General features: G+C 59.9%; 26 protein-coding genes. 15 read left to right on the forward strand and 11 right to left on the reverse strand.

The features are described 5' to 3' along the window. Positions 1-206: 206 nt before the first annotated feature. The 15 genes from bchF to GS636_RS04045 all read left to right on the forward strand — a co-directional run bounded on the left by bchF (position 207) and on the right by GS636_RS04045 (position 15,865). Positions 207-695: a 2-vinyl bacteriochlorophyllide hydratase gene (gene bchF / locus GS636_RS03975; RefSeq protein ID WP_171668517.1), complete on the forward strand. Its 489-nt coding sequence runs from the start codon at positions 207-209 to the stop codon at positions 693-695. After that, entirely contained in the window at positions 692-1,969 is a 1,278-nt protein-coding gene (locus GS636_RS03980; protein WP_171668518.1) for a ferredoxin:protochlorophyllide reductase (ATP-dependent) subunit N, read from the forward strand. Before bchF ends, GS636_RS03980 begins: the two co-directional genes overlap by 4 nt. Then, the gene (gene bchB, locus GS636_RS03985) at positions 1,966-3,474 is read left to right on the forward strand and encodes a ferredoxin:protochlorophyllide reductase (ATP-dependent) subunit B (RefSeq protein WP_171668519.1); all 1,509 of its coding nucleotides are present in this window, start codon (positions 1,966-1,968) and stop codon (positions 3,472-3,474) included. The genes GS636_RS03980 and bchB overlap by 4 nt, the downstream gene beginning before the upstream one ends. Continuing rightward, complete coding sequence (locus GS636_RS03990; protein WP_171668520.1) at positions 3,464-7,018, forward strand: magnesium chelatase subunit H; 3,555 nt, start codon at positions 3,464-3,466, stop codon at positions 7,016-7,018. Before bchB ends, GS636_RS03990 begins: the two co-directional genes overlap by 11 nt. 10 nt (positions 7,019-7,028) lie before the next feature. Further along, entirely contained in the window at positions 7,029-7,928 is a 900-nt protein-coding gene (gene bchL / locus GS636_RS03995; RefSeq protein WP_171668521.1) for a ferredoxin:protochlorophyllide reductase (ATP-dependent) iron-sulfur ATP-binding protein, read from the forward strand. After that, positions 7,928-8,596: a magnesium protoporphyrin IX methyltransferase gene (gene bchM / locus GS636_RS04000; RefSeq protein ID WP_171668522.1), complete on the forward strand. Its 669-nt coding sequence runs from the start codon at positions 7,928-7,930 to the stop codon at positions 8,594-8,596. Before bchL ends, bchM begins: the two co-directional genes overlap by 1 nt. Further along, a complete protein-coding gene (locus GS636_RS04005; protein WP_171668523.1) occupies positions 8,593-10,014 on the forward strand; it encodes a PucC family protein in 1,422 nt (473 codons plus the stop codon). The genes bchM and GS636_RS04005 overlap by 4 nt, the downstream gene beginning before the upstream one ends. A gap of 31 nt (positions 10,015-10,045) precedes the next feature. Next, complete coding sequence (puhA, locus tag GS636_RS04010) at positions 10,046-10,816, forward strand: photosynthetic reaction center subunit H (protein ID WP_171668524.1); 771 nt, start codon at positions 10,046-10,048, stop codon at positions 10,814-10,816. Positions 10,817-10,833: 17 nt separating this feature from the next. Further along, positions 10,834-11,457 carry a photosynthetic complex putative assembly protein PuhB gene (gene puhB / locus GS636_RS04015; protein WP_171668525.1) on the forward strand — a complete coding sequence of 208 codons (624 nt, stop codon included), beginning with the start codon at positions 10,834-10,836 and terminating at the stop codon, positions 11,455-11,457. Between the two features lie 9 nt (positions 11,458-11,466). Further along, positions 11,467-11,928 carry a photosynthetic complex assembly protein PuhC gene (gene puhC, locus GS636_RS04020; protein WP_171668526.1) on the forward strand — a complete coding sequence of 154 codons (462 nt, stop codon included), beginning with the start codon at positions 11,467-11,469 and terminating at the stop codon, positions 11,926-11,928. 12 nt (positions 11,929-11,940) lie between these two features. Further along, complete coding sequence (locus GS636_RS04025) at positions 11,941-12,237, forward strand: hypothetical protein (RefSeq protein ID WP_171327865.1); 297 nt, start codon at positions 11,941-11,943, stop codon at positions 12,235-12,237. Beyond that, on the forward strand, positions 12,234-13,361 hold the full coding sequence (gene acsF, locus GS636_RS04030; RefSeq protein WP_171668527.1) for a magnesium-protoporphyrin IX monomethyl ester (oxidative) cyclase: 1,128 nt from the start codon (positions 12,234-12,236) through the stop codon (positions 13,359-13,361). Before GS636_RS04025 ends, acsF begins: the two co-directional genes overlap by 4 nt. Next, on the forward strand, positions 13,361-14,164 hold the full coding sequence (gene puhE, locus GS636_RS04035; protein WP_171668528.1) for a putative photosynthetic complex assembly protein PuhE: 804 nt from the start codon (positions 13,361-13,363) through the stop codon (positions 14,162-14,164). The genes acsF and puhE overlap by 1 nt, the downstream gene beginning before the upstream one ends. Next, a complete protein-coding gene (gene hemA / locus GS636_RS04040; protein WP_171668529.1) occupies positions 14,154-15,368 on the forward strand; it encodes a 5-aminolevulinate synthase in 1,215 nt (404 codons plus the stop codon). The genes puhE and hemA overlap by 11 nt, the downstream gene beginning before the upstream one ends. Positions 15,369-15,439: 71 nt before the next feature. Beyond that, complete coding sequence (locus GS636_RS04045; RefSeq protein WP_171668530.1) at positions 15,440-15,865, forward strand: cytochrome c family protein; 426 nt, start codon at positions 15,440-15,442, stop codon at positions 15,863-15,865. Here the strand turns inward: GS636_RS04045 and dxs are convergent. The 11 genes from dxs to bchC form a co-directional block, all read right to left on the reverse strand. Beyond that, positions 15,862-17,784 (reverse strand): 1-deoxy-D-xylulose-5-phosphate synthase, encoded by a 1,923-nt coding sequence (dxs, locus tag GS636_RS04050; protein WP_171668531.1) that lies wholly within the window; start codon positions 17,782-17,784, stop codon positions 15,862-15,864. The genes GS636_RS04045 and dxs overlap by 4 nt on opposite strands. 187 nt (positions 17,785-17,971) lie before the next feature. Next, positions 17,972-19,087, reverse strand: coding sequence for a photosynthetic reaction center cytochrome PufC (gene pufC / locus GS636_RS04055; protein ID WP_171668532.1), 1,116 nt, complete (start codon positions 19,085-19,087; stop codon positions 17,972-17,974). A gap of 1 nt (position 19,088) precedes the next feature. After that, entirely contained in the window at positions 19,089-20,075 is a 987-nt protein-coding gene (pufM, locus tag GS636_RS04060) for a photosynthetic reaction center subunit M (RefSeq protein ID WP_171668533.1), read from the reverse strand. Positions 20,076-20,078: 3 nt separating this feature from the next. Beyond that, on the reverse strand, positions 20,079-20,918 hold the full coding sequence (pufL, locus tag GS636_RS04065) for a photosynthetic reaction center subunit L (protein WP_171668534.1): 840 nt from the start codon (positions 20,916-20,918) through the stop codon (positions 20,079-20,081). 117 nt (positions 20,919-21,035) lie between these two features. Beyond that, entirely contained in the window at positions 21,036-21,194 is a 159-nt protein-coding gene (pufA, locus tag GS636_RS04070; RefSeq protein ID WP_152458432.1) for a light-harvesting antenna LH1, alpha subunit, read from the reverse strand. A 13-nt stretch (positions 21,195-21,207) separates the two neighbouring features. Then, positions 21,208-21,357 carry a light-harvesting antenna LH1, beta subunit gene (pufB, locus tag GS636_RS04075; RefSeq protein ID WP_152458433.1) on the reverse strand — a complete coding sequence of 50 codons (150 nt, stop codon included), beginning with the start codon at positions 21,355-21,357 and terminating at the stop codon, positions 21,208-21,210. Positions 21,358-21,444: 87 nt separating this feature from the next. Beyond that, on the reverse strand, positions 21,445-21,672 hold the full coding sequence (gene pufQ / locus GS636_RS04080) for a cytochrome PufQ (protein WP_371808689.1): 228 nt from the start codon (positions 21,670-21,672) through the stop codon (positions 21,445-21,447). Next, positions 21,654-23,153, reverse strand: a complete 1,500-nt coding sequence (gene bchZ / locus GS636_RS04085) for a chlorophyllide a reductase subunit Z (protein WP_171668535.1) — start codon at positions 23,151-23,153, stop codon at positions 21,654-21,656. The genes pufQ and bchZ overlap by 19 nt, the downstream gene beginning before the upstream one ends. Further along, the gene (gene bchY, locus GS636_RS04090) at positions 23,153-24,709 is read right to left on the reverse strand and encodes a chlorophyllide a reductase subunit Y (RefSeq protein WP_171668536.1); all 1,557 of its coding nucleotides are present in this window, start codon (positions 24,707-24,709) and stop codon (positions 23,153-23,155) included. The genes bchZ and bchY overlap by 1 nt, the downstream gene beginning before the upstream one ends. Then, positions 24,706-25,707 carry a chlorophyllide a reductase iron protein subunit X gene (locus GS636_RS04095; RefSeq protein ID WP_171668537.1) on the reverse strand — a complete coding sequence of 334 codons (1,002 nt, stop codon included), beginning with the start codon at positions 25,705-25,707 and terminating at the stop codon, positions 24,706-24,708. Before GS636_RS04095 ends, bchY begins: the two co-directional genes overlap by 4 nt. Further along, positions 25,704-26,642, reverse strand: a complete 939-nt coding sequence (gene bchC, locus GS636_RS04100) for a chlorophyll synthesis pathway protein BchC (protein WP_171668538.1) — start codon at positions 26,640-26,642, stop codon at positions 25,704-25,706. Before bchC ends, GS636_RS04095 begins: the two co-directional genes overlap by 4 nt. Positions 26,643-26,663: the final 21 nt, after the last annotated feature.

Consider the following 26,663-nt stretch of genomic DNA (forward strand, 5'->3'; position numbering starts at 1 on the left):
ACTTAGTAGACATATTGTGGATATCTCCATCCGGAATGAACGCGGAACTTTATATTATCATTTAATTTCAATAATATAATTCAGTATCCAAGTTGCAAATCCAGAAAGTCGTGGATTCTCTTCAACTTTTCCAGAGTGTAAGTTTTAATTGACACTTTCCAATCCAGCCCTCTACGCTGGTGTAGAAGTTCAGGAGGGAGGCCACCATGGCGCGACCAGCCATGAGTACGCCTGGAACGCACCAGCTTTACACACCGGACCAACTGGCGCGCCGGGACAGCACATATTGGACGACCGTTCAGGGCATCCTGGCACCGCTGCAATTTGCGGTGTTTCTTGTCTCGCTTGGGTTGGTGCTGCGCTACCTTGCAACCGGTGAGGGATACACGATCGCCACCGTTTCGATTGTCCTGAAAACGCTCGTTCTGTACCTAATTATGGTCACCGGTGCGATCTGGGAAAAGGTCGTGTTCGGGCAGTACCTGCTGGCCCCTGCCTTCTTCTGGGAAGACGTTTTCAGCTTTCTGGTCATCGCCCTGCACACGGCGTATTTGGTCGCCCTTTCAACAGGTTGGCTAACACCGACACAACTGATGCTGCTGACCTTGGCCGCGTATCTGGCGTATGTGATCAACGCTGGGCAGTTCCTTTGGAAGCTCCGCCGCGCGCGGTTGCAGATGCAGGCCCGCGCATGAATACCGCTGCTCCCATATCCACGGGCTGCACCCAGACGCCGCTGCTGCGTGAGCGTGGCCAGCACGAGGTTTTCTGCGGTCTGACATCAATTATCTGGCTGCACCGGATGATGCCGGATTCCTTCTTTCTGGTGGTCGGCTCGCGCACCTGCGCGCATCTGCTGCAAAGCGCCGCCGGCGTCATGATCTTCGCCGAGCCGCGCTTTGGCACAGCGATTCTTGAAGAGACTGATCTGGCCGGCATGGCCGACGCGCAGCAAGAGATCGACCGCGAAGTTGACCGTTTACTGTCAAGACGGGCTGACATTCGCCGATTGTTCCTTGTTGGCTCTTGCCCGTCCGAGGTGATTAAGCTGGATCTTGCCAAAGCGGCTGAACGGCTGAACGCGCGCTATGCGCCAAAGATCCGGGTGCTGAACTTCACCGGCTCGGGGATCGAGACCACTTTTACGCAGGGCGAAGACAGTTGCCTGGCCGCGATGGTTGCGGCGATGCCCAACAGCGACGCAGCGCAGCTGGTCGTCGCCGGGGGTCTGCCGGACGTTGTTCAGGATCAGATGCTGGACCTGCTGTCGAAGATCGGTGTGTCGAACGTCCGGCTGCTCCCCAATCGCTCCAGCGACCAAGAGTTCGGGATTGGACCGAATACTCAGGTGGCCTTTGTGCAGCCCTTCCTGGGTGAGACCCACGACATTCTGGTGCGCCGGGGCGCACAACCAATCCGCGCGCCGTTCCCTTTGGGTGAGCAGGGTACAACTGCATGGCTGCATGCCGTTGCTGCCCGCTTCGGTATTTCGGCAGATCATGTGGACGCGGTCACGCAGTCCGCGCGCCTGCGGGCACAAAAGGCGATTGCGCAAGCCTCGGAACCGCTCAGAGGGAAGCGCGTTTTCCTGATGCCTGACAGTCAGTTAGAGGTTCCGCTGGCGCGTTTCCTGTCTCGTGAATGCGGCATGGAACTGGTTGAGGTCGGAACACCCTATCTGCACCGCGATCTGGTCGGCCAAGACCTTGCTGAAATCCAAAACGGTCCAACCCTGTCCGAAGGCCAAGATGTCGAAAAACAACTCGACCGGGTGCGCGCTGCGCAGCCCGATCTGACGGTTTGCGGCTTAGGACTTGCCAACCCGCTCGAAGCCGAAGGGCTGGCGACCAAATGGGCCATCGAGTTGGTCTTCTCGCCCATCCATTTCTACGAACAAGCCGGTGATCTGGCTGGTCTGTTTGCCCGCCCACTGCGTCGGCGCAGCCTTTTGGGGGTGGCGGCAGAATGAAGCTTTCGGTGTGGACATATGAAGGCCCGCCCCATGTGGGGGCCATGCGCGTCGCAACGGCGATGACCGGGCTGCATTATGTTCTGCACGCTCCGCAAGGCGACACCTACGCCGATCTGTTGTTCACCATGATCGAACGTCGCAATCACCGCCCGCCGGTGACCTATACGACGTTCCAGGCGCGTGATTTGGGGTCTGACACTGCCAAGTTGTTCCGTGACGCCTGTCAGGCTGCGTATGACAGATTCCAGCCACAGGCTATGATCGTTGGCGCCTCCTGCACCGCCGAGTTGATCCAGGACGATCCCGGCGGGTTGGGCGAAGCCTTGGGACTGCCCGTTCCGGTGATCCCGCTGGAACTGCCCAGCTATCAGCGGAAAGAGAACTTCGGTGCGGATGAGACCTTTCTACAAATCGTGCGTTGCCTCGCCAAACCGACCGAACGCACGAAACGCGTGTCATGCAACCTGATCGGTGCCACCGCGCTGGGTTTCCGACATCGCGATGATATCACCGAAATCACAGCCCTACTGAATGATATGGGCGTCGAAGTTAATGTTACTGCCCCTTTTGGCGCGACACCGTCCGACATTACGCGCTTGGGGGCCGCACATTTCAACGTGCTGATGTATCCCGAAACCGGTGAAAGCGCCTGTCGCTGGATGGAACGGAACCTCGGCCAACCCTATACACGCATTATTCCCATCGGCGTCGGTGCGACGAGGGAGTTCGTCAATGAAGTAGCCGCGCTCGCCGGATGCGCACCGAGCCTGGATACCGACCGGCTGCGCCTTCCGTGGTACTCGGCCAGCGTCGACAGCACCTATCTGACTGGCAAGCGCGTCTTCCTGTTTGGCGATGGCACCCATGTCGCTGCCGCCACTCGTATCGCGCGCGAGGAAATGGGGTTCGAAGTCGTCGGCATCGGTTGTTTCAACCGCGAAATGGCCCGCCCGATCCGCGCACTGGCCAAGGAGATCTGTGTCGAGGCGCTGATCACTGATGATTACCTTAAGGTCGAGGCGCGGATTTCGGACCTCGCGCCTGAACTGATCCTCGGCACGCAGATGGAACGCCACATCGGCAAGCGTCTGGGCATTCCCTGTGCCGTCATCTCAGCTCCGGTTCATGTACAGGACTTCCCCGCCCGCTATTCGCCGCAAATGGGTATCGAAGGCGCTAACGTGATCTTTGACACTTGGGTACATCCGCTGGTCATGGGGCTGGAGGAACACCTGCTGCACATGTTCCGCGAAGACCCCGAATTCAACGACGCCGCCGGCCCCTCGCATCATGCCCATGGAGCCAAGCAGGTTGCAGAAATAGCGGATTCCACCGGCGCCCATATCATCTGGCTGGATGACGCCGAGCGTGAGCTGCGCAAAGTCCCCTTCTTCGTGCGCGGCAAGGCGCGGCGCAATACGGAAGCGTTTGCCGAGGCGCGGGGCGAATCCGAAATCTCCGTCGAAACACTTTACGAGGCCAAGGCCCACTATGCGCGATGACAGCCAGACATATCGGCCCTATCGCATCGCGATCGTGACGCTGGACAGCCACGCCGCCGGTCCGTGTGATCGGGTTCTGGCGCGACTACAATCCGATTTTCCCGGCTTGGAACTTGAAGTGTTTGCCGCTGCGGAATGGGGCGAAGACCCGACTGCGCTTGAAGCCGCGCGACAGGGTGTCGCCAAGGCCGATCTCGTCATCGCCAATCTTCTGTTCCTTGAAGAACATATCAACGCAATCCTGCCCGCGCTTCAGGCCCGGCGCGACAGTTGCGACGCGATGATCGGCATCATTGCCGATGCGCAGATCGTCAAGCTGACCCGCATGGGCGCGCTGGATATGGCCGCGCCAACCTCAGGCGCTCTGAAACTGCTGCGTAGGCTGCGGGGCTCGTCCAAGCCATCCTCCGATACCGGCCAGCGCAAGATGAAAATCCTGCGCCGCCTGCCGCAGATCCTGAAATTCATCCCCGGCAAGGCTCAGGACTTGCGCGCTTGGTTCATCACCATGCAGTACTGGCTTGGCAGTTCTGACGACAATATGGAGGCGATGGTTCGTTTCCTAATCAGCCGCTACGCTGACAGGCCGGAATGGCAGAACACGGAGGCTCCGGACCCGCGCGAGTATCCCGATGCGGGTCTGTATCACCCGGACTTGCCCCAGCGTATCACCACTGATGTGGAGGACCTGCCTGCTCCTCGCAAACCGCGTGCGACCGTGGGTGTTCTGATGATGCGGTCCTATGTGCTCAGCTCTGACACCGCGCATTATGATGCGGTTATCCGTTCCCTTGAAGCCAAGGGCTTGCGGGTGATCCCGGCCTTCGCAGGCGGGTTGGATGCGCGGCCTGCCGTCGACCAGTTCTTTCAAAAGGATGGTGCTCGCAAGATTGACGCTCTGTTGTCGCTGACCGGTTTCTCGCTTGTGGGCGGTCCGGCTTACAATGATAATGAAAACGCGATCAAGGTTTTGGAAAACCTTGATATTCCTTACGTATCGGCACACCCGCTTGAGTTCCAAACTCTGGATCAATGGGCCGCGTCTCCGCAAGGGCTTGGGCCGATTGAAACCACTATGCTGATCGCCCTGCCCGAGTTGGATGGCGCAACCGTTCCCACCGTTTTCGCCGGGCGCCACGGGCCAAATGGCTGCACTGGCTGTTCTCTGAACTGCAAAATCATCACCAGCAAAGCCATGGCCCCCTGCCCCGAGCGGATTGAGGTTTTGGCCGCCCGTATGGCTCGGTTAGCTGCTCTGCGCAAATCCCGCGCGGCCGAGCGCAAGCTGGCAATTGTTCTCTTCGGCTTCCCACCCAATGCCGGGGCCGCTGGAACCGCCGCACATCTGGATGTCTTCGCGTCTCTGCTGAACACGATGCGGGCGTTGAAGGCCGATGGCTATGATCTCGAGCCGCCCGAAACGGTCGAAGACCTGCGCGAAGCTGTGTTGGGCGGCAGCGCCGAGATTTACGGGCAAGAGGCCAACGTCGCTGCCAAGATCAGCGCCGATGACATCGTGCGCGATACGCCATGGCTGGATGAGATTGAGGCAAGTTGGGGACCCGCCCCCGGTCGGGTTCAGACGGATGGGCGCGACGTTTTTGTTCTGGGGCGTCAGTTCGGCAATATCTTCGTCGGTCTGCAACCGGGCTTCGGATACGAGGGCGACCCAATGCGCCTGCTGTTCGAACACGGCTTTGCCCCGACCCACGCCTTTGCTCAGTTCTACCTATGGCTCCGCAACAGCTTCGGTGCGGATGCCGTACTGCACTTCGGTATGCACGGCGCGTTGGAATTCATGCCGGGTAAACAAACTGGTCTCAGCGGCGCGGACTGGCCAGATCGCCTCATCGGAGACCTGCCGAACATCTACCTCTACGCCGCAAACAACCCGTCCGAGGCCACTCTGGCCAAGCGCCGGTCTGGCGCGGTGACCGTCAGCCACCTGACTCCGCCGCTTTCCTGCGCGGGGCTGTACAAAGGATTGGCTGAACTGAAAGACAGCCTCAGCCGCTGGCGCGCCCTGCCCCCGAATGCACCCGACCGCGCGGATCTTGAAACGCTGATTGCGGATCAGGCCGAGGCCGTGGATCTGGACGGACAAGACCCAGCGGCCCTGTGGCATACCCTGCTGGATACCGAAGGCGCGTTGATCCCGGAAGGTCTGCATGTGGTCGGCCAACCGATGGCTGAGCACGAGCGCTCAGACTATCTGGACCTGCTCGATCTGGACACGACAGGTCGCGCCGAAATGGACGCAGCGCTGTCCCGAGAGACCGAACTCCCCGCCCTGCTGCGAGCGCTGGAGGGTCGGTTCACATCGCCTGTTCCCGGCGGCGATCTGCTGCGCAACCCCGATATTCTACCCACAGGTCGTAACATCCATGCCTTCGATCCGTTCCGGATGCCCACAGCCTATGCCTGCCAAGACGGTGCGAAACAGGCGGAACTGCTGCTCAAAACCCATAACACCCTGCCGCGCAGCGTAGCTTTAGTGCTGTGGGGCAGCGATAACATCAAATCCGATGGCGGCCCGATCGGGCAGGCTTTGGCCCTCATGGGTACGCAACCCCGGTTCGACAGCTTTGGCCGTTTGTCCGGTGCTGACCTGATCCCGTTGTCGGAGCTGGGCCGTCCACGGATCGACGTGGTGATGACCCTTTCGGGTATTTTCCGCGACCTGCTGCCCCTGCAAACCCGCTTGCTGGCCGAGGCCGCGTTGAAGGCCGCGCAAGCCGATGAACCACTGGATCAGAACTTCATCCGCGCGCATTCACTTGCCTATGCCGAGCGCATGAATGTGTCCTTGGAAGAGGCCGCCCTCCGCGTCTTCTCGAATGCCGAAGGGGCCTATGGCTCGAACGTCAATCAACTGGTCGACAGTCTGGCCTTCGTGGACGAGGACGAATTGGCCGACGCTTACGAGGCCCGCAAGGGTTTCGCCTATGACACCAAGGGCAAAGCGCACAAGAACACCGATCTGCTGCAACAAACGATGAAAGACGTCGAGGTTGCGTATCAGAACCTCGAATCCGTCGAGTTAGGCGTCACCACCGTTGACCACTATTTCGATACTCTGGGCGGTATTTCCCGCGCCGTGCGCCGGGCACGGGGTTCGGATGTAGCGGTCTATATCAGCGATCAGACACGGGGCGATGGCAAAGTGCGCACCTTGGCCGATCAAGTGGCGCTGGAGACACGGTCCCGCTCGCTGAACCCGAAATTCTACGAAGGATTATTGAAGCACGGCGCCGAGGGCGTTCGCCAGATCGAGGCGCATGTGACCAACACACTGGGCTGGTCGGCCACCACCGGTCAGGTGGAACCTTGGGTGTATCAGCGCATCTCGGAAACTTTCGTGCTGGATGAAGACATGCGCAACCGGCTGGCCGATCTGAACCCGGTCGCCTCCAGCCGCATGGCCAACCGCCTGCTCGAGGCCAGCGATCGCGCCTATTGGCAACCCGATGCGGAAACCCTCGACGCGCTGCAACGCGCGGCAGACGCGCTGGAAGACCGGATGGAAGGGATTGCCGCGGAATGAGGAACACATCATGAGCCCATTGGACAAAAACCCTCCAAACCTGACTGGCCTTGATGGTGAAGGCTCGGTTCAAGTGCATCAGGACCCGACTGCGCGGATAGAAGGGGCCAAGGTTTTCTCGGTCTACGGCAAGGGCGGGATCGGGAAATCCACCACAAGTTCGAACCTGTCAGCCGCGTTCTCGACTTTGGGCAAAAGGGTGCTGCAGATCGGTTGCGACCCGAAACATGACAGCACCTTTACCCTGACCGGGTCCCTGGTGCCGACCGTGATCGACATTCTGAAAGAGGTCGATTTCCACCCCGAAGAGCTGCGCCCAGAGGATTTCGTATTCGAAGGCTGGGGCGGCGTGCAATGTGTCGAGGCCGGTGGTCCTCCGGCAGGCACAGGGTGCGGCGGGTACGTGGTTGGGCAGACCGTGAAGCTGCTGAAGCAGCATCACATGCTGGACGACACCGATGTGGTGATCTTTGACGTGTTGGGCGACGTGGTCTGCGGCGGGTTCGCTGCGCCGCTTCAACATGCCGACCGGGCGGTGATTGTCACTGCGAACGACTTTGACTCGATCTATGCGATGAACCGGATCATCGCTGCTGTTCAGGCAAAATCCGCCAATTACAAAGTCCGTCTGGCCGGGTGCGTCGCCAATCGCAGCCGCGACACGGATGAGGTGGACCGCTTCTGCGATCAGGTCGGCTTCAAGCGGATCGCGCATATGCCCGATGTCGACGCCATCCGCCGTTCGCGCCTGAAGAAGAAAACCCTGTTCGAGATGGATGATGACGAGGACATCGTCCGCTGCCGTGCTGAATATGTCCGGCTGGCTGAGACGCTTTGGAACGGGACTGAGGCATTGGCGCCTGAACCTCTGCCAGACCGGGAAATCTTTGAGCTGTTGGGGTTTGACTGATGACCTATGAAGCCACACGCGCTCGGGTCGAAACCTATTTCGACCGTACCGCCACCCGCACGTGGGAGCGGCTGACCAGCGATGCGCCTGTTTCAAAGATCCGCCAGACTGTGCGCGAAGGCCGCGATCAGATGCGCAACCGCCTGTTGGAGGGGTTGCCCGCAGATCTGACCGGACGTCGTGTTCTGGATGCGGGCTGTGGCACTGGCCAATTGACCGAAATCCTTGCTGCACGTGGGGCCGAGGTGGTGGCCATCGACATTTCCCCTGCCCTGATCGACATCGCCCGAGCGCGCTTGCCCGCGGCGCTGCAGGACCAAGTCGATTTCCACGCGGGCGACATGCTGCATGAGCCCAATGGCCCGTTTGATCAAGTCTTCGCCATGGACAGCCTGATCTACTATGACGCCGACCATATCCGTGACGCGGTGGATCGCTTCGCAGGTCACGGCGCAAACGTCCGGTTTACCGTGGCTCCGCGCACGCCTCTGCTGGCCGCCATGTGGTACGCAGGCAAGGTTTTTCCAAAAAATGACCGCTCGCCAACTATGGTGCCCCACAACACCAAGGTGCTGACCCGTAGGCTCGATGATGCCGGAACGGTCCGCGATCTGGGTCGCGTTAATTGCGGCTTTTACATCTCTCACGCGCTGGAGGTTGCTTTATGAGCCAGCGCCCCTCGCCCTTCACCCGGATACCGGCCGAGTTCCTGCCCTTCGCAGATGCCGCCAGTGCGGACCTGCCGATGGGCCAGTTGCTGCGGCTGTCGCTATTCCAAGTGTCGGTCGGGATGGCCTCGGTCATGTTGCTGGGCACGCTGAACCGTGTGATGATTGTCGAGTTGGGCGTGGCCGCTACGGTCGTTGCGATCATGATCGCCCTGCCGGTCCTGATTGCACCCTTCCGCGCTCTTCTGGGCTTCCGCAGTGACACCCATCGCAGCGCGATAGGATGGAAACGCATCCCGTACCTGTGGTTCGGCTCGATCTGGCAGATGGGCGGGCTGGCTGTGATGCCGTTCGCACTGCTGGTGTTGGGCGGCCATTCCACGCTGCATGTCCCCTACGCCGGTGAGGCGCTGGCGGCGATTTCTTTCCTGATGGCGGGTTTGGGCATCCACATGACCCAAACCGCCGGGCTGGCATTGGCCTGTGACCGGGCCACACCCGAGACGCGGCCCAAGGTCGTCGCCCTGCTTTACGTGATGTTCCTGATTGGCATGGGGGCTTCGGCCCTGATCGTTGGCTGGCTGCTGCGCGATTTCTCAGACCTGCGCCTGATCCGCGTGGTTCAGGGCGCGGCAGTGGTTGGCATGGTACTGAACCTGATCGCCCTCTGGCGGCAGGAAAAAGTCCGCCCCATGAGCGCCGAAGAACGTGCAGCGCCTCGCCCCCGGTTCAGCGATGCCTGGTCCGATCTGCTAAGCGGAGGTCAAGCTGGGCGCCTGCTGGCGGTCGTCTTCCTGGGCACCATGGCTTTCAACATGCAGGACGTGCTGCTTGAGCCTTATGGCGGTGAAATTCTTGGCCTTTCGGTCTCGTCCACGACCGTTCTGACGGCCATGTGGGCCACCGGAGCACTCGCAGGGTATGGGCTGTCCGCGCGCCTCCTCGGGCTGGGTCGCGATCCGATCCGCCTCTCCTGCGGTGGCATCCTGGTCGGGATCGCCGCGTTCAGCGCCGTGATCTTCTCGGCCCCGATGCAGGCCCCGCTGTTGTTCTTCACCGGCGCCGGGCTGATCGGCTTTGGCGGGGGTATCTTCGCCGTTTGCACTCTGATCTCAACCATGTCCCTGCCAGAACAGGGCTTTGCCGGGCGTGGCTTGGCCTTGGGGGCATGGGGTGCTGCGCAAGCAACCGCCTCGGGGCTTGCTATCGCCCTTGGCGGCGCACTGCGTGACATCGTCAACATACAAGCGCTGCAGGGCAACCTCGGCACCGCACTGAATTCGAACGCGACGGGTTATTCCGTCGTCTACCACACTGAAATCGCTTTGCTTTTCATCACACTCATCGTGCTTGGGCCGCTGGCGACGCGCAAACGTCGGGCGACTGGCCCAACCGGTCTGCCGGAGTTCCCGGCATGATGCGCAAAACACTGAATGAAAGGATCACGGCATGACCCAGACCTTTTTCGGAGAATTCGACCTCGCCAGCCTGTCGATCTGGCTTTTCTGGGTCTTTTTCGCCCTTCTGATCTTCTACATCCAACGGGAAAACATGCGCGAGGGCTTTCCTCTGGTCGATGACGACGGTGAGGAAGCGCCCAATCAGGGTCTGTTCCCGGTCCCGGATGACAAGACCTTCAAACTGCCCCACGGACGCGGAGAGTTGACTGTTCCCAGCGGCCAACGCGGTGATCGCGATGATCTGGCACTGGAACGCACAAACGCCGCTGGAGGGTATCCGTTCGAGCCCACCGGCAACCCGATGGTCGACGGTGTGGGGCCCGCCGCCTGGGCTCCGCGACGCGATATTCCGGAACTGGACGGCCATGGACACCTCAAACTGCAGCCAATGCGCAAACTTGAGGCATTCTCGCACGCCGCAGGCCGAGACCCGCGCGGCAAACCCGTTGTGACCGGCGACAATCAGGCCGTCGGCACCGTCACCGATATGTGGGTCGACGTACCTGAGCAACTGGTCCGCTATCTCGAATACGAACTGGACGCGGAACATGGCGGCGGCACCCGGCTGGTGCCTTTGACCATGGCGCGCATCTGGTCAAACCGGGTCAAGGTCCGCTCGATCTTTGCCGAGCATGTCAAGGACGTGCCGCAGATCGCGAACCCCGATCAGGTCACCCTGCTCGAGGAAGAGAAAATCAGCGCCTACTACGCCGGCGGCACGCTTTACGCCAGCGAAGCCCGACAAGAGCCGCAGATCTAAGGACAGGAGCCACCCGCATGTCACATGACGATTTCGCAGTCGAACCGGTGCCGGGCCTGCCGGAACGCCCGCCCGAGGGTGAGGTGATCCTTTGGCAGGGTCGCCCGCACTGGTGGGCGCTTGCGAAATCCTCTGTCAGTGTCTTGTGGATTGCGGGCTATTTTGCGGTCCTGACGCTCTGGCGCTTTGTGTCGGTGGTGGACCTGATGCCATTGGATCTGGCCTTTGCCGCGTCGCTGCCCTTCGTGATCCTTGGGGCCGTAACCTGCGCGCTTCTCGTCCTGTTTTCGGTCATTCAGGCCCGGTGCACGATGTACACGCTGACCAACCGTCGCGTCGCCATGCGGATCGGGGCCGCGCTGACCATCACGCTGAACCTGCCATACTCGAAAATCGCCAGCGCCGATCTGGATTTGCGCAAGGATGGCACCGGGACAATTGCCCTGACACTGCAAGGTCCGACGCGGTTCAGCTATCTGCTCTGCTGGCCCCATGTGCGGCCGTGGCGTTTCAACACCCAGCCTGCCCTGCGCTGCATCCCAGATGCGGAAAACGTCGCGCGCATCTTCGCAGATGCCGCCGAGGCGCAGGTCAGCATCCCGCGCGTCGAGCGCACCATGAACCCAATCGCGGCGGAATAGGAGAACGGCATGACCGATACCCAATCCCATAGCCAAGACCGCGAGTTGATCCCGCGCACGCTGCTTCGGGCCATGGGGCTGTTGGTTTGTGCTGTTCTGGCCATCGTCACCTATGCCCGCATCGCCGATGTGCCACTTTCGGCGACGCCTCCGGCGGCCGAAATTACGCATGAGCGTGCGATGATCCTGATCAGCGATGGCGTCAGCGGTGCCGTCAGCGTGCTGTCGCCCGAAGGTGCAGTCATTGCCCGGCTGGACGCCACCCAGGGCGGCTTTGTCGCCGGTGTTGCCCGGGTCATCGACCGCAATCGCGCGCAGGCCGATCTGCCTGCACACACCCCCGTCATCGTAACGCGCCGCGCCAACGGCCGTCTCGATATTACCGATCCCGCAACGGGATGGAGCGCCGACCTCATGGGATTTGGCGCTGATAATGCCAGTCGTTTCGCCAGACTTCTGGACCAACCTTGAAAGGAAGCCAACATGGGACTTTTGACAAAAGACTTTGAACGCGCGCCCTGCACAGTCGAGGTGAGCCACAAATTCGAGAGCCTGCACGCCCATGTAAGGTTCGACAACGGTGCCGTGATCTATCCCGGCGACGAAGTGCAGGTGAAAGGCCCAGAAATCATGGCCCCGTTCGGTGAGATCGTCATCGAACAGCGCGAAGCGACGATCATACGCGCCAGCCTGCTCGAACGTCTCTGGACCCGCCTTACGGGCGATTTCGAAGTGATGGAGCTGTGCGAATTCTCCTTCTCTGAGGAGGTCACGCTATGAACATGCAATCCAAACACACCGCCGACGCCACCACGGTCGAAGAGGGCCTGGCCATCGCAGCCGAACAGGACGCGATCTATAACGACGAAATGGCGACCGAGACGGCGATGCAGAACACCCTGCTGACTCCACGCTTTTATACTACTGACTTTGATGAGCTGGATGCCATTGATGTCTCCTCGGTGCGCGAGGACTGGGACGGGCTGATCGCCCAGATGCTCTCGGACCCCAACAAGGGGCATTTCAAGAAGAACGAGGATTGGGACCAGATCGACTGGGGCGGAATGGAGCCGCAGTTGAAGAAAGAGTTCATCGACTTCCTGATCTCGTCCTGCACCGCCGAATTCTCGGGTTGTGTGCTGTACAAAGAGATGAAGCGGCGTGGGAACAACAAGGACATCACCCAGCTGTTCCAACTGATGGCTCGGGATGAGGCGCGCCATGCGGGTTTCATCAACGATGCGCTGCGCGAGGCCGGGCTACGGGTGAATCTGGGCTTCCTGACCCAGAAGAAGAAATACACCTACTTCCGGCCCAAATTCATCTACTACGCCACTTACCTGTCGGAAAAGATCGGCTACGCCCGCTACATAACTATCTTCCGGCATCTTCAGGCCAACCCCGAACATCGGTTCCACCCGATCTTCAAGTGGTTCGAAGAGTGGTGCAATGACGAGTTCAGCCATGGCGAGGCGTTTGCTTTGCTGATGAAGACCGACCCAAAGCTGACCTCGGGCGTCAATGTGCTGTGGATCAAGTTCTTCCTGACCGCCGTCTACGCGACCATGTTCGTGCGCGACCATCAGCGGCCCGCCTTCCATGAGGCATTGGGCGTCGATCCGGATTGGTATGCCCACGCGGTGTTCGAGAAGACCAGCGAGCTCAGCAAGCAGATCTTCCCGATCACGCTGGATATCGACGATCCACGCTGGCTCAAGAACTGCCGTGCGCTGTATCGGGCCAACGCAGACATTGCCAAGGCGAAGGAACGCGGTGGCATCGCGGGTAAGGTCGCTCAGCTTTGGGGTTCGCTCCGCGCTGGTCGCGCCTTTGCCGCGCTGTATTTCATCCCTGCGAAAAAGCATCAAGTTCCGGCTCAAACAAGATTGGAGCCCTGCTACTGATGACCCTCGCCCCCTGGATCGCCGCGCCTATTGCGCTTTTCCTCTGGTGGTTCTCCACCGGGGCGATCCTGTGGGTTGTCCGCCGTAGCGCGGGCGGACGCAACCGCACTGCGCTGTGCTCCTTGCCCGTACTCATCGCAGGGCTGGCCGGGTTCTGGCTGTCGCTGGGCGATGGCAGTACCGGCTCGATCTATCTGGGTTTCACAAGCGCTCTGGCGATTTGGGGCTGGATCGAGTTGGCCTTCCTATGCGGTATGATCACCGGCCCAAACGCCTATCCATGCCCCACCGACGCGCCATTATGGGAGCGTTTTATCCGCGCCTGGGGCACCATTGCTTATCACGAGATGCTATTGGTCCTGATAACTATCGTGCTGGCGCTGATCAGTTGGAACCAGCCCAACACTGTCGGCGCTTGGTGCTTCGGCATCCTTTTCTCCGCCCGCATCTCGGCCAAGCTGAACCTGTTTTTCGGCGTGCCGAAGTTCAATACCGAGTTTCTGCCCGACCACCTGGCGCACTTGCCCAGCCACTTCCGCATCGCCCGGATGAACTGGTTTTTTCCCATTTCCGTATCGCTGCTGTCCGTCGCCGTCGCCCTGTTCATGGCGCGCGCCGGACATGCCGCGACTGACCCGATCAAGACAACGCAAATCTTGTTGGCCAGCCTCACTGCGCTGGCCTTACTGGAACACTGGTTGCTGGTTCTGCCGCTGCCCGACGCCAAGCTGTGGCGCTGGATGCTGCCGGACCCGAAACCGCTCACCATGAATACCGAAAGGGAGGGACGTCATGGAATTTGACAAGATGTTCAACGCGCAGCTGGATCAGCTGAAAAAGGAAGGCAATTACCGGATCTTTGCCGAGCTTGAACGGCTCTGCGGCGCGTTCCCGACCGCGAAATCCCACGTAGAAGACAGCCCTGACAAGGTCACTGTCTGGTGTTCCAACGATTATCTTGGCATGGGTCAGAACCCGAAAGTACGCGAGGTGATGAAAGACGTCATCGACAGCTGCGGCGTCGGTGCTGGCGGTACGCGCAATATCTCGGGCACCAACCACCATCACGTTCGGCTTGAGGCGGAACTGGCCGACCTGCATGGCAAAGAGGCTGCTCTGGTTTTCACCTCGGGCTATGTGTCAAACTGGGCGTCGCTGTCGACCCTGGGCAGCCGCCTGCCGGATGCGGTGATCCTGAGTGATGAACTGAACCACGCCTCGATGATCGAAGGTATCCGCCATTCGCGGACCAAGAAAGTCATCTGGAAGCACAACGATCCCGAAGACCTCGATCGCAAGCTGGCGGCCCTCCCTGTCAACAGCACCAAGATCGTGGCCTTTGAATCCGTTTATTCGATGGATGGCGATATCTGCCCGATGAAAGAAATCGTCGAGGTGTCCGAGAAGCACGGCGCACTGACCTATTTGGACGAGGTCCACGCCGTCGGCCTATACGGTCCGCGCGGCGGCGGCATCAGCGAACGCGAAGGGCTGGCAGATCGCATCACCCTGATCGAAGGCACGTTGGGCAAGGCCTACGGCTGTGTCGGCGGCTATGTCACCGGGTCCGAGGCGCTGTGTGATTTCCTGCGCAGCTTCTCAAGCGGGTTTATCTTCACGACCGCCCTGCCGCCGGCGGTTGCGGCGGCGGCGACAACCAGCATTCGGCATCTGAAAACCAGTAGTGCTGAACGTTTGGCCCAGCGGCGCCAAGTGAAGCGTCTGCGCGACAAGCTCAACGCCTATGGCATCCCGCATATGGACAACCCCAGCCACATTATCCCGGTGATGATCAAGGACCCGGTCAAATGCCGGATGCTGTCCGATATCCTGATGCGCGACTACGGCATCTACGTGCAACCGATCAACTATCCGACCGTCCCGAAAGGAACTGAGCGGTTGCGGTTTACACCGTCGCCCTTGCACAGCGATGACGATATCGACCGCCTGGTCGAGGCGTTGATGGTACTTTGGAAGCAGTGTGCTTTGGCGCACGCGGTTGCCTGATCTCATTGTGTGCAAAATTGACTTTGAGACTGATGCTCTAACTTAAAAGAACTTCGGAGGAGGAAATACAGATGAAAAGAATCCTGTCTGCCGGCGCAGCACTGGCTGTTTTCGCGGGCCCCGTTTTTGCCGAGGGGGACGCTGAGAAAGGCGCAAAGAATTTCAATAAATGCAAAGCCTGCCATGTCATTGTCGATGACGCTGGCGAAGAAATTGTAAAAGGCGGCAAGACCGGGCCCAACCTGTATGGTGTCGTGGGTCGGACTGCCGGAACGTATGAAGGCTTCAACTACTCGGACTCGATGGTCGCGGCAGGAGAAGCCGGTCTGGTCTGGGAAGAGGCAGACTTTACCGCTTATGTGGCTGATCCGTCCAAATTCCTGAAGGAATACCTCGACGACACCAGCGCGCGTGGAAAAATGACTTTTAAACTGCGCAAAGAAGATGAGGCCGCCAACATCTGGGCCTATCTGAACTCGGTCGGCCCTCAGACCTAACGGGCAGCAGGGAAAGAGATGACCTTTGTCTCGCGAGCGTAAAGCCCGCGGACAACATCTGCGATATCCCGCGCGGTCATTCCCGCATCTTCATACATCTCACTCGGCGCGGCCTGCTCGATAAACCTATCGGGCAGCGTGGCCGTACGCATCTTCAGGCCCCGATCCAAAGCGCCCGAATTCGCCAGATGTGACAGGACATGAGCGCTGAACCCGCCCTGCGCGCCCTGTTCCACCGTGACGATAGCACTGTGGCGGGCCGCCAGTTCAGCCAATAGCTCGGTGTCGATTGGCTTGGCGAATCTTGCATCTGCAATCGTTGGTTGGTGCCCTTCATCAGCCAGCATATCTGCCGCCGCCATACACTCGGCAAGATGTGCGCCCAGTGAGAGTATGGCCACGTCCTCGCCTTCGCGAACGATCCGCCCTTTGCCAATGGGAAGGATCTCTCCGCGTTCGGGAAGCTCTACGCCCACCCCTGCTCCACGCGGGAAGCGAACAGCCGACGGCCCATCATCATGGGACAGCGAAGTTGCAATCATGTGGCGCAGCTCAGCCTCATCCGACGGGGCCATGACCACGAATCCAGGTAGGCTACACAGATAGGTCAAATCGAAAGCCCCTGCATGGGTCGCACCGTCAGCCCCGACAAGGCCCGCGCGGTCAATCGCAAAGCGGACCGGCAACCCCTGTAAAGCAACGTCATGTACTACTTGGTCATACCCGCGCTGTAGGAAGGTCGAATAAATGGCGCAGACGGGCTTTAGACCACTGGCCGCCATCCCGGCCGCAAAAGTGACGGCGTGTTGTTCGGCGATGCCGACATCGAATACACGACCAGGGAACCGTTCAGCCATCGTTTTGACCCCGGTCCCGGCCGGCATTGCAGCGGTCACCGCAACGATAGACGGATCTCGGCTGGCCACGTCTGTCAGGGTGTCGCCAAACACCGAGGTATAACTGGGCGCGTTGGCCTTAGCTTTGTTCATTGCCCCTGTTGAGACATCGAACTTGGACACGCCATGATACTTATCTGCGCTATTCTCGGCTGGGGCATAGCCTTTGCCTTTGACGGTCACACAGTGGATAAGGACCGGCCCGGTCGCGCGCGTCCTCGCGGCGCGCAACACGGGCAAGAGCTGGTCCATGTCATGCCCATCGATGGGACCGATATAGTCGAAACCCAATTCCTCGAACAGCGTACCTGCGCCCGGCAGCCCCGACACCAGCTGTCGCGCCCGGCGCATTCCGGCACGCACTGGTGGAGGCATGGCGGCCTCGAACCCTTCGGACAGGGATTGCATCCGAGCCAGCGGCTCCGAGGCATAGAGCCGCGACAGATAGGTCGACATTGCACCGACTGGCGGAGCGATGCTCATCTCGTTGTCATTCAGGATCACGAATAACCGCCGCCCTTCACAACCCGCGTTGTTCAGCGCTTCATAAGCCATACCGGCACTGATCGAGCCATCTCCAATCACCGCAATCGCATCCCCTGTTGGCATGCCCATATCGCGACCAATCGTGAACCCTAACGCTGCGCTGATCGAAGTAGAACTATGCGCTGCTCCGAATGGATCAAACACGGACTCTGAGCGTTTGGTAAAACCGCTTAGCCCATCCTTTTGGCGCAAGGTCCGCATCCTGTCGCGCCGCCCGGTCAAAACCTTATGCGGATAACACTGGTGGCCCACATCCCAGATCAGCTTGTCCATTGGCGTATTAAACACAGCATGCAATGCAACAGTCAGTTCAACCACGCCCAGCGAAGACCCCAGATGCCCGCCGGTTTCCGAAACAATGTCGATCACTTCATCCCGCAATTCATCGGCGATCAGTGCAAGCTCTTCATCGCTGAGCATCCGCAGATCAGCTGGCCCGGCAACGCGGTCCAACAGCGGTGTATCTGGGTGTGTCATAGCCTTACTCCGGTCAGTCGACCGGCGATCTGCACGGTACCGAACGCACGTCCGTGCAGATCACCAGCCAGATGTTCTGTCGCCACAGAACAGTTGCGAGGCATTTTGTGCCCCATGCGCGGACCGGGGAAGCCACCAGGTCCGTGCTGCGTAAGGGCGTCAGCCGGTCATGGGGAGACGGCTGGCCCTATTCGTACTCTGGCACCTCTGACGTCGTCAGTTCCGGCCAATCCGCGATCATGTTCATGCCTTGCAAGGGCTGCTGATAGCCCTTGTGGCAGGTCCGGCACGCCGCTTTGGGCGCGTCCTGATGGATCGGCCCCAGTCGCTCTTCCGGGTAAAGCTCGCCCAGCGGCACCAGGTAATCGTTGTTCAACTCCTGCACCATTGCGATGCCAAGGCTGGCGGTGGCCCATTGCGGGGTGACCTCGGCCGTGTCGTAGAAGGCGCGGCTGTTGTGGCAGAACACGCAATTCACTCCCAAGGAGTTGTCGATGTAGTTCATCAGTGAATAGGTGCGTTCGGTGTCCTGAATGGACCGGAAGCCTTCGTCTGCGGGCGAACCGGCAACGCGGGATTCCAAATCATGAACACCGATGATTCCGTAGTCCAGAAGGTAGGTTTCCAGTGCATCTGATGGCAGCGATGTTGACTGGCTTTGCACCGTCGCACGGTTCTGTACCGCACCCCATCCCGTCATCGCATCGACGACTGGAGTGATGCGGAACCAGATGTCGCTGGGTACGTTCTGACCTCGGTGACAGGTATAACAGTTCACGCCGACCTCTTTGTTGGCGTTCACATGCCCATCCCAGTTTTCATTGATGTTCTGGGTCATCTCGATCATGCGCCGGGAAACCAGTTTGGTGTAGAGATTATCCTCGCCATAGGTTTCCAGATCCCCATCGCCATGGCAGTAAGCGCAGCCTTGCTCGGGCGAGACCCAGAAGGTCATCGCCGTCATCAGGCGATTAAAGTTGTCCTCAGTCAGATCACCAAGCACCTGCACGTTTTCGTAGATATCCCGGGCCAGAACGTCGCCAGGCTGCGGGGGATAGGGTTCTTCGGTCAGGTATTCCTCGATTGTTGGATCGGGACGTTCGGCATCCTTGATGAATTCTGTCACCGACATGCCGGTTCCGCGCGGGCCGGTCTGGATGCTTTTGGTGGCAAAGGGCTGGCCAAAAGCCACCAGCATCGCAGCGATGAAGATAGCGCCGCCCAATGCGCCAATCAAAATAGCAGGACCAAAGACATCCGTCGGGTTTTCTCTGTTCCACTTATCGAACCACTTGGGAAGCATCTCAGTTCTCCTGCCCTATGATGCCTTCGTAGGTGCCAAAGGCTTCGTACCCAAACGACCCGTCATAGGCGGGGGCGAAGTTGTGTTCCTGTGCCCAGATGAACCAGTTGTCGACCACCGTGCCGGTCAGCAGGATGCCAATTCCACCGGTGATCGGGGTAAGCACCGCAAACCACCAGGCCCAGCGGTGGATACCCTCCATCGTGGCATTGAATCCCATCGTCCAGCGCCAAAACAGCGCCGCACGTTCCGAGGCGGTACCGCGATCCACGATCTGCTCCAACTCGCGGTCGCCGCCAAATCGCGTGACTGCCAGAATTGTTGCTCCATGCATGGCAAAAAGCAGGACGGAGCCATAGAGGAATACAATCGAGAGACAGTGGAACGGATTATAATACAGGTTGCCGTAGCGGATCGAGAACGCAGTTGTCCAATCCAGGTGAGGAAAGATGCCATAAGGCACCGCTTCGGACCACGACCCCATCAGGATTGGACGGAAAAGACCCAGCACTAAGAACAGCCAGATGGCTGAGGCAAAGGCCCAGGCCACATGCTTGCCCATCTTGTGTTCCGCCGCCAGCGCGTAGGTGCGCAACCACCAGGACAAGACCGAGACCAGCAAGAAAAAACTGGCGATGATATACCAGCCGCCGTCACTCAACGGCGGGATTGTAAGACCATACTCCGGGCTGGGCGGCTCAAGCGCCAACCAGAAGCCTTGGCGCAGAAACTCTGAAATAGACCAGTTGACCTGCGCCAGCATATTCAGACCGATGATATTGAGCCATAGGATGCCCGTCGCAATGCTGACAACACCGAAGGTGCCCAGGTAAATTGGCCCAAGTTGCGCGTTACCAAGCCAGCCCACGAGTTTCGAGAAGAACGGCTTGCCGATACGCTCACGGCCCATCCGACGGTTGTCATCCATGCCCCATTCAGGCTCGCCCTGGACCTGAACTTGGGAAAAAATGTTCTGATACTCAATCATGGATCACATCCCCGCCTGCGAGGGCCAGATCGGCAGTTCAAGCCACCAGTTCCACCATTCGGGCCAGCCCTTCGTCCATACGGGCCCCGAGATGATGATGCACACGGCAGAGAAGAAGACTGCGTTGATGGCCAACAAAAATCCGAGACGGTGAATGCCCAGCGTCCCGATCGAGTACCCGATAAAATCGCGGAAGAATGTGTCTTCATGATCGGGCGTTTTCATCTCTTCCCCTTTTTCCGGGTTGGCCGCGGAAAGGATCAGCGCACCGTGTAGGGCAAGGGCAAAAGTGGTGGTGAAGAACAGAGTCACGGCCAGCATATGAGCCGGGTTGTAGTGGAAATGAAGATAGGCGTAGCCGGTATTTGACACCCAATCGAGGTGGCTGAAGATGCCATATGGAAACCCATGCCCCCACGCGCCCATCAGCAGCGGGCGGAACACAACCAGCGTGACATAAGCCAGAATGGCAAAACTGAAGGCGAAGGGCACATGATACCCCATCCCCAGCTTACGGCAGATTTCAACCTCGCGCAGCGCCCAACTGACAAAGGCGCCCACTGCACAGAAAGTTATGATCTGCCACAGCCCGCCTTCCATTAACGGGGCCATCCCCAGACCATAGCTGAGGTCTGGCGGGGCAATGTTGATAAGCCAGGGGTTGAACGTGCCTTGCATCGCCGCACCCCAAAAGATCAGGATCGTGCCAAGCGCGGCGAAGAACACCGTCGTGACGCCAAAGAAGCCAACATAGAAAGGACCGAACCAGAAATCGAACAGGTCGCCACCGATCAGCGTCCCTCCCCGGACTCGGTACTTCTTTTCAAAGCTCAGCATCGCCATAGTCTTGCTCCGACGTTTTCGGTCCGTGCCGGGTGCCAGTGTCCCGGTCTGCGCCGCGGGCGAGTCATGCCGCCCGCGGCAGTCTCTTAGTCCATCACGCGATGCCGCCGAACGGGTTTAGAACCCGGCGGTTGATGCCGCGTTCTCAAACCAGTTGAGACCGCTGCTAAGCACAACGAGGTGGATCATGACGGCGAGCAGGAAGAGGAATACGCCTTGCGCTACAAAGACGCGACGCGGATCGAAGATCAGCCAAATCTTGTAAAATTTTGCCATTGTCGATCCCTCCTCAGAACCACGGAGCCCAGATGTAGGTTGCGATATGTGCAACCAGCGCAACGATCGCGAACAGCCATAGGCCGCTCATGTAGACCGAATGCAGCTCCTGAGCTTGCTCGTCGGTAAGACCTGTGAAGGACAGGTCGTCATTATCAGCCATAAAGAACCTCCGGATCATTATGCTGACGCCGCTTACCCAGCGGCTGGGCCCCGTCCCGCGTGGTGCGGGCCGGATCTCGGGTCGCCGTCATCTGGAAAAGATGATTGGCGTGATCCTGTCGGCCTCGGACCAGGCCCGCGCCAAAGGTCCACGCAGGTTCAGCGTGCGGCGGCGCAGGGACAGCCTGATCCATTCGATCATCGCGAAGGGGATCGAAATCAGGAACAGGATCGCGAAGTAGAAAATGAACTCGGGCGGGCGCTGTGTCCGCTTTTTGTCCGTGTCACTGTGTGAATTCAGGGTTGCTGCTGGCACAGGTCTCCTCCTTCGGTTGGATCAGTTTTGGAACGCGCGGGGTCCAACGCCTGAACGGTGCTGGCAAAGACGCGCGCGTCCCCATTGGATAGGGCCGCCTTCTCTGCGGCGTCGCGCAGGGATTTCGCGGCGGAAATGCGGGTGAGAACGGGGTGAGTTTCCAGAATGCGTTCCAGCGCTGCGCTGGCATCCTCGTCCCACGGCAATTCGGTGCGTTGCGTGGCAGGCGTGGCCGGGCCTGCGTCCATCTCGGTGCCAAGCGGCAGGATGTGGAACAGGGCGTCGAACAGCCCGTTGCAGACTTCTTGCAGCACATAGGTCGCGCCCGCGTAACCCATGAAGGGCGTGCCGGTTGCCCGACGGATCGCGGCACCCGGAAAACTGGCTGGAATAAAGGCCGGGGATGGCCCGAACCCGCCCTTTTGTTCCGCGAGGTAGATCTTTTCGTTGATGCTGCCGAACACGACCAGAGGCTTCTTCTGCGCCACCAGCGCCCGCACCTGATCATTGTCGGTCTTGGTCCCGGCGCAGCGCGCGACCGAGAAACCGCAAGGCAGGCCCAGATCCTCTTCCAAGAACAGCCTCAGGCCGCGCGCGTAAGTTTCATTGGCGACAACTCCGAACGAAGCCGTGGCAAAGAAATCCTGCGTGACCGAACGCCACAGATCCCAGACCGGTTTGATGGTGGAATGCTTTTCGCGCGTTATGAACGGTTCCGGATCCAATCCCGTAAGCTCACCCAATTTGCGCAGGAATTTGGTGGTCGAGTCGACGCCGATCGGGGCTTGCAGATAGGGTTTGCCCAACAGCTCGGCCAGGCCCCGACCGAATTCGCGGTACATGACGATATTTACGTCGGCATTCACCAGATTGCGCATCTCGGCCAGATGCGCGCCCAAAGGCATGACCATATTGACATCGGCCCCGATGCCTTCGACCAGACGCCGGATCTCGGCCAGATCGCTGGGCATATTAAACGTGCCGTACATGGGCCCAAGAATGTTGACGCGCGGCTTTGCGCCCTCGTCCCGTTTCTTCTCGGGCGGCATACGGCCCTTGGTCATTGCGAATTCTGTGAAAATCCACGTCATCGCACGGTCAGCGGCTTCCCACTGATCCTCATCAATGGTGCGCGGCAGGAAGCGTTGGATGTTAGTGCCCTGAGGCGTCACGCCTCCGCCGATCATCTCGGCAATCGACCCGGTTACAACCACCGCAGGCAGTGCCGGATCAAGCGTTCCCCAAGCGCGTTTCATCGCCTCTTCGGTCCCGTCGCGGCCCAGTTCCTCTTCGCCCAAACCAGTCACAACGATGGGCAATTCATGCGGCGGCAGAGCGTCGGTGTAGTGCAGGACAGACGTAACAGGCAGGTTTTCACAGCCAACCGGCCCATCGATTACCACTTGCAGGCCCTTCACGGCGCAGAAAGCGTAAACAGCCCCCCAATAGCCCCCGGCGCGGTCATGATCTTGGATGAGCATCAGATCATCTCCTGCGCTTTGGCGGCCTTGGCCTGCCGTTCCAGTTTTTTCTGATTGATGGCGCGGAAATCGGGGCGCAGATTCGGATCGCCTTCCCAGATCCCGGCGGTATCCTCAGTGCCGACCTCTTCGAAGAAGTCGCGCATGCGGTCCATCCTGTCCTTATTGGCGATCGCCGCGTTGATCACCTGCGCCAATGATCCAGCGCCCGCAGGTCCCATCAGTGGACGGGCAGATATCAGGTTGGTGAAATAAAGCGCCGGGATGCCCAATTGCTTGGCCTTTTGCACCACCGGAGTTGTGCCGATGGCCAGATCGGGTTTGACCCCTTCCATCGCCGCGCAATCCTGCTCCAACGAGGCGCGGAACTGCACCTTAGCACCATGCGCTTCCAGCCAGTCAGCGTCTTGCGCGGACCATTGGCTTTTGGCGCAGGCGGTACCGATATATGGCACGCTCGCGCCGCTTTCGATCAGCAAACGCGCCACCAGCAATTCGCTGCCCTCATAGCCAGAGACAGTCACTGTTCCAGAAATCGGGGCAGCGGCCAATGCGCCCTTGATTGCGGGAAGGAACGCATTCTGCGCCGTGCCTACCGTCTCCGCAGGAAGACCGAACGCGTCACCGATGGACGACAGCCAAGCAGCCGTGCCCTCCACCCCGACTGGTCCACTTCCCAATACAGGACGGCCTGCGGCCTCAAATTCCCGAATGGCCGAGGTGTAGAACGGATGGATCGCGGCCACAGCACCGCAATCCAGCGCAGCGTAGAGCTCGCGCCATTCGCGGCAGGGAACAACTGGCCCAGCTGCCAGACCCAGCGGCGCCAACATCTGTCCAACCATCACCGGATCGGCGGGGAACATCTCGCCCAACAAACTGACAGTAGGCCGGTCCTGCCGCGCACCGTCCGGGGCGGAGACCGGCCCTGCCTCGACCTCAGAGCGGGCATAGGCCAGCATGGCACCGGCCAAAACGTCCTTGGCCTCGGCATGGGTTGGAATGCCGAACCCCGGCACATCAATCCCGACGATCCGCACCCCATTGATTTCATTTGGCAAAAGCCGCAGCGGCACGCCGCTGGCGGTTGGCACGCAGAGGTTGGTGACAACAACTGCATCGTACTTCTCAGGGTCCGCGAGATCGTAAACAGCCGCGCGGATGTCTTCGAACAGCTTGCCAGTGACCAGCGTTTCCGAGTTGAACGGCACATAGCCCACCGACCGCCGGGCGCCGTAGAAATGGCTGACAAAGGTCAGACCATAGACACAGCAGGCCGAGCCGCTCAGCACTGTAGCCACCCGTTTCATCCGCAACCCGACACGCAGCGAGCCAAAAGCGGGACACATGCTTTGCGGCTTGTCATGGGGGCCCTGCGGGTAATCGCGCGCATATTGGTCCAGCAACTCGGACTGGCCTGCGATGCGCGCGGCGTCTTCCATCTCGGACCCAGAATGACAGCCCAAGGCAGGCGGCTCACCGACGGTTTCCACGCGAGGTTCGCCCTTGATCACCTGCGCCTCGGCGGACGCGTCATATGTGACTTCTTTGTTCATGCGTCGTCGTAGATCACTTCCAGAGACTTCTTAGGCGCTGCGTTCTTTCCGCGCATGTCTTCGTCGGTGGCTGGAACCAACTCGATGCCCGCCCCGGTTTCCTTACCGTCGAACAGCGCCAGCAGACCGTCCTGATCCAAAGGCGCAGGCCGGACCGGCGGCGCGTCGGCCACGTTCACACCGAGGGCGGCGAAAAGAGGGCCCCACTGGCCGGATTCCGTGCCAACAATCTGATAGTTCGCTGATTTCTTACGCAGATCATCATCCTGTGGGATCGACGCGAGAACCGGGATATTTACCGCCTCGGCAAAAGCTTGCGCCTCGCCCGTTCCGTCATCCTTGTTCACGACCAGGCCGGCGACGCCAACGTTACCGCCGAGCTTGCGGAAGTACTCCACCGCCGAGCAGACATTGTTCGCCACATACAGCGATTGCAGGTCGTTCGAGCCAACCAGAATGACCTTCTGTGCCATGTCTCGCGCAATCGGCAAGCCAAAGCCGCCGCAAACCACGTCGCCCAGGAAATCCAGCAGAACGAAGTCAAAATCCCAATCGTGGAAGCCCAGCTTCTCGAGCAGTTCGAACCCATGGATAATACCGCGACCACCGCAGCCGCGCCCGACCTCGGGGCCGCCCAGCTCCATCGCGTAAACACCGCCACGCTTGAAGCAAACATCGCCGATCTTCACCTCTTCACCCGCCAGTTTCTTTTGGGTCGAGGTCTCGATGATCGTCGGGCATGCCTTGCCGCCAAATAGCAGCGAGGTGGTGTCGGATTTTGGGTCGCAGCCGATCAGCAGCACGCGTTTGCCTTGCTCGGCCATCATGTGGCTGAGATTGGCCAGCGTGAAGCTTTTGCCGATCCCGCCTTTGCCATAGATCGCGATGATCTGGGTTTTCTTGACCGCCTCGGTCGGCAACACGTCGGCCAAATCCTCATGGGCCTCGGCCTTGAGCCGGGCGTCGAACTCTTTCAGGTTGGGGGCGTCGTCTTTCATGTGATCTCCCAATCAAGAACAAGTTTCAGGCAGTCGGGATCTTCAAAGGCTGTGGCATAGGCCGTTGCGGCATCCGACGCGGGCGCGATATGGCTGATCAGATTGTCCAGCGACAAAGCCCCGCTTTCGACCAGCGAGCGGGTGGCGCGCATATCCTCGGGCGTCCATTCCGCCGCGATGCGCATCCGGGCTTCTTTCATGAAGGCGGGCGGGAAAGCAAAGCTGAGCGGTTGGGTGTAGAACCCGGCCAGCACGATCTCGCCCGTGCGTCTCAGGCGCGAGACCAGAGAGTTCAGGATCGCGCTGTCGCCCGAGGCATCGTAGATACAGCCATAGTCGCGGCGCGGGTCTTCCTCGGGGGCGATAACCTGATAGCCTTCGGCCCCATCGCGTCGGGCGGGGTTGGTCTCCCACACCAGCGGCGCTGGTGCTCCGGCAGCGATGGTGAGGCGCGCGAGCAGGCGGCCAACCACACCGTGGCCGACGATCAGTTCAGGGACCTGATGGCCCAAACCGGCCATCGAATGACGCGCTGTGGCGGCCAGCGCCAGCAGTGTCATCTCACGTTGACAGCCCGAGTCGAGTGGCGTGACACGATCCGCATCCGTCACGATCAGGCGCGAGGAACCTCCGAACAACCCATGCGCATCCTCGTAACAGGTGGCTCCGGGTACAAACACCGCATCGCCCACACCGTACCGCGTATCGGACCCGGCCTCGACCACTTCGCCTACGGCCTCATAGCCGGGAACCAGTGGGTAACCCATGCCGGGAAAGGGCGGCATCTCCCCGGACCAAAACAGTTTTTCTGTTCCAGTCGAGACCCCGGAATGACGGATTTCAACCACCAGATCCGATGCGGATGGCGGGGATAATGTCACAGACTCAACAGACAGATGCCCGGGTCCATGCAGTACTACGGCTGAAGATCTCACGGTCTTCCCTCCCCTCGCCGA

This window comes from Ruegeria sp. HKCCD4884 (assembly GCF_013110855.1).
In the GTDB taxonomy this organism is placed as follows: domain Bacteria; phylum Pseudomonadota; class Alphaproteobacteria; order Rhodobacterales; family Rhodobacteraceae; genus Ruegeria.

Coding starts and splice junctions, on each gene's coding strand:
- dxs (WP_171668531.1), bottom strand. CDS start 17,784: ATGACACACCCAGATACACCGCTGTTGGACCGCGTTGCCGGGCCAGCT.
- bchF (WP_171668517.1), top strand. CDS start 207: ATGGCGCGACCAGCCATGAGTACGCCTGGAACGCACCAGCTTTACACA.
- bchZ (WP_171668535.1), bottom strand. CDS start 23,153: ATGCTCATCCAAGATCATGACCGCGCCGGGGGCTATTGGGGGGCTGTT.
- puhE (WP_171668528.1), top strand. CDS start 13,361: ATGACCCTCGCCCCCTGGATCGCCGCGCCTATTGCGCTTTTCCTCTGG.
- hemA (WP_171668529.1), top strand. CDS start 14,154: ATGGAATTTGACAAGATGTTCAACGCGCAGCTGGATCAGCTGAAAAAG.
- puhC (WP_171668526.1), top strand. CDS start 11,467: ATGACCGATACCCAATCCCATAGCCAAGACCGCGAGTTGATCCCGCGC.
- bchY (WP_171668536.1), bottom strand. CDS start 24,709: ATGAACAAAGAAGTCACATATGACGCGTCCGCCGAGGCGCAGGTGATC.
- bchB (WP_171668519.1), top strand. CDS start 1,966: ATGAAGCTTTCGGTGTGGACATATGAAGGCCCGCCCCATGTGGGGGCC.
- pufC (WP_171668532.1), bottom strand. CDS start 19,087: ATGCTTCCCAAGTGGTTCGATAAGTGGAACAGAGAAAACCCGACGGAT.
- pufB (WP_152458433.1), bottom strand. CDS start 21,357: ATGGCTGATAATGACGACCTGTCCTTCACAGGTCTTACCGACGAGCAA.
- GS636_RS04025 (WP_171327865.1), top strand. CDS start 11,941: ATGGGACTTTTGACAAAAGACTTTGAACGCGCGCCCTGCACAGTCGAG.
- GS636_RS03990 (WP_171668520.1), top strand. CDS start 3,464: ATGCGCGATGACAGCCAGACATATCGGCCCTATCGCATCGCGATCGTG.
- pufA (WP_152458432.1), bottom strand. CDS start 21,194: ATGGCAAAATTTTACAAGATTTGGCTGATCTTCGATCCGCGTCGCGTC.
- GS636_RS03980 (WP_171668518.1), top strand. CDS start 692: ATGAATACCGCTGCTCCCATATCCACGGGCTGCACCCAGACGCCGCTG.
- bchL (WP_171668521.1), top strand. CDS start 7,029: ATGAGCCCATTGGACAAAAACCCTCCAAACCTGACTGGCCTTGATGGT.
- GS636_RS04045 (WP_171668530.1), top strand. CDS start 15,440: ATGAAAAGAATCCTGTCTGCCGGCGCAGCACTGGCTGTTTTCGCGGGC.
- puhB (WP_171668525.1), top strand. CDS start 10,834: ATGTCACATGACGATTTCGCAGTCGAACCGGTGCCGGGCCTGCCGGAA.
- puhA (WP_171668524.1), top strand. CDS start 10,046: ATGACCCAGACCTTTTTCGGAGAATTCGACCTCGCCAGCCTGTCGATC.
- bchM (WP_171668522.1), top strand. CDS start 7,928: ATGACCTATGAAGCCACACGCGCTCGGGTCGAAACCTATTTCGACCGT.
- GS636_RS04005 (WP_171668523.1), top strand. CDS start 8,593: ATGAGCCAGCGCCCCTCGCCCTTCACCCGGATACCGGCCGAGTTCCTG.
- GS636_RS04095 (WP_171668537.1), bottom strand. CDS start 25,707: ATGAAAGACGACGCCCCCAACCTGAAAGAGTTCGACGCCCGGCTCAAG.
- acsF (WP_171668527.1), top strand. CDS start 12,234: ATGAACATGCAATCCAAACACACCGCCGACGCCACCACGGTCGAAGAG.
- pufL (WP_171668534.1), bottom strand. CDS start 20,918: ATGGCGATGCTGAGCTTTGAAAAGAAGTACCGAGTCCGGGGAGGGACG.
- pufM (WP_171668533.1), bottom strand. CDS start 20,075: ATGATTGAGTATCAGAACATTTTTTCCCAAGTTCAGGTCCAGGGCGAG.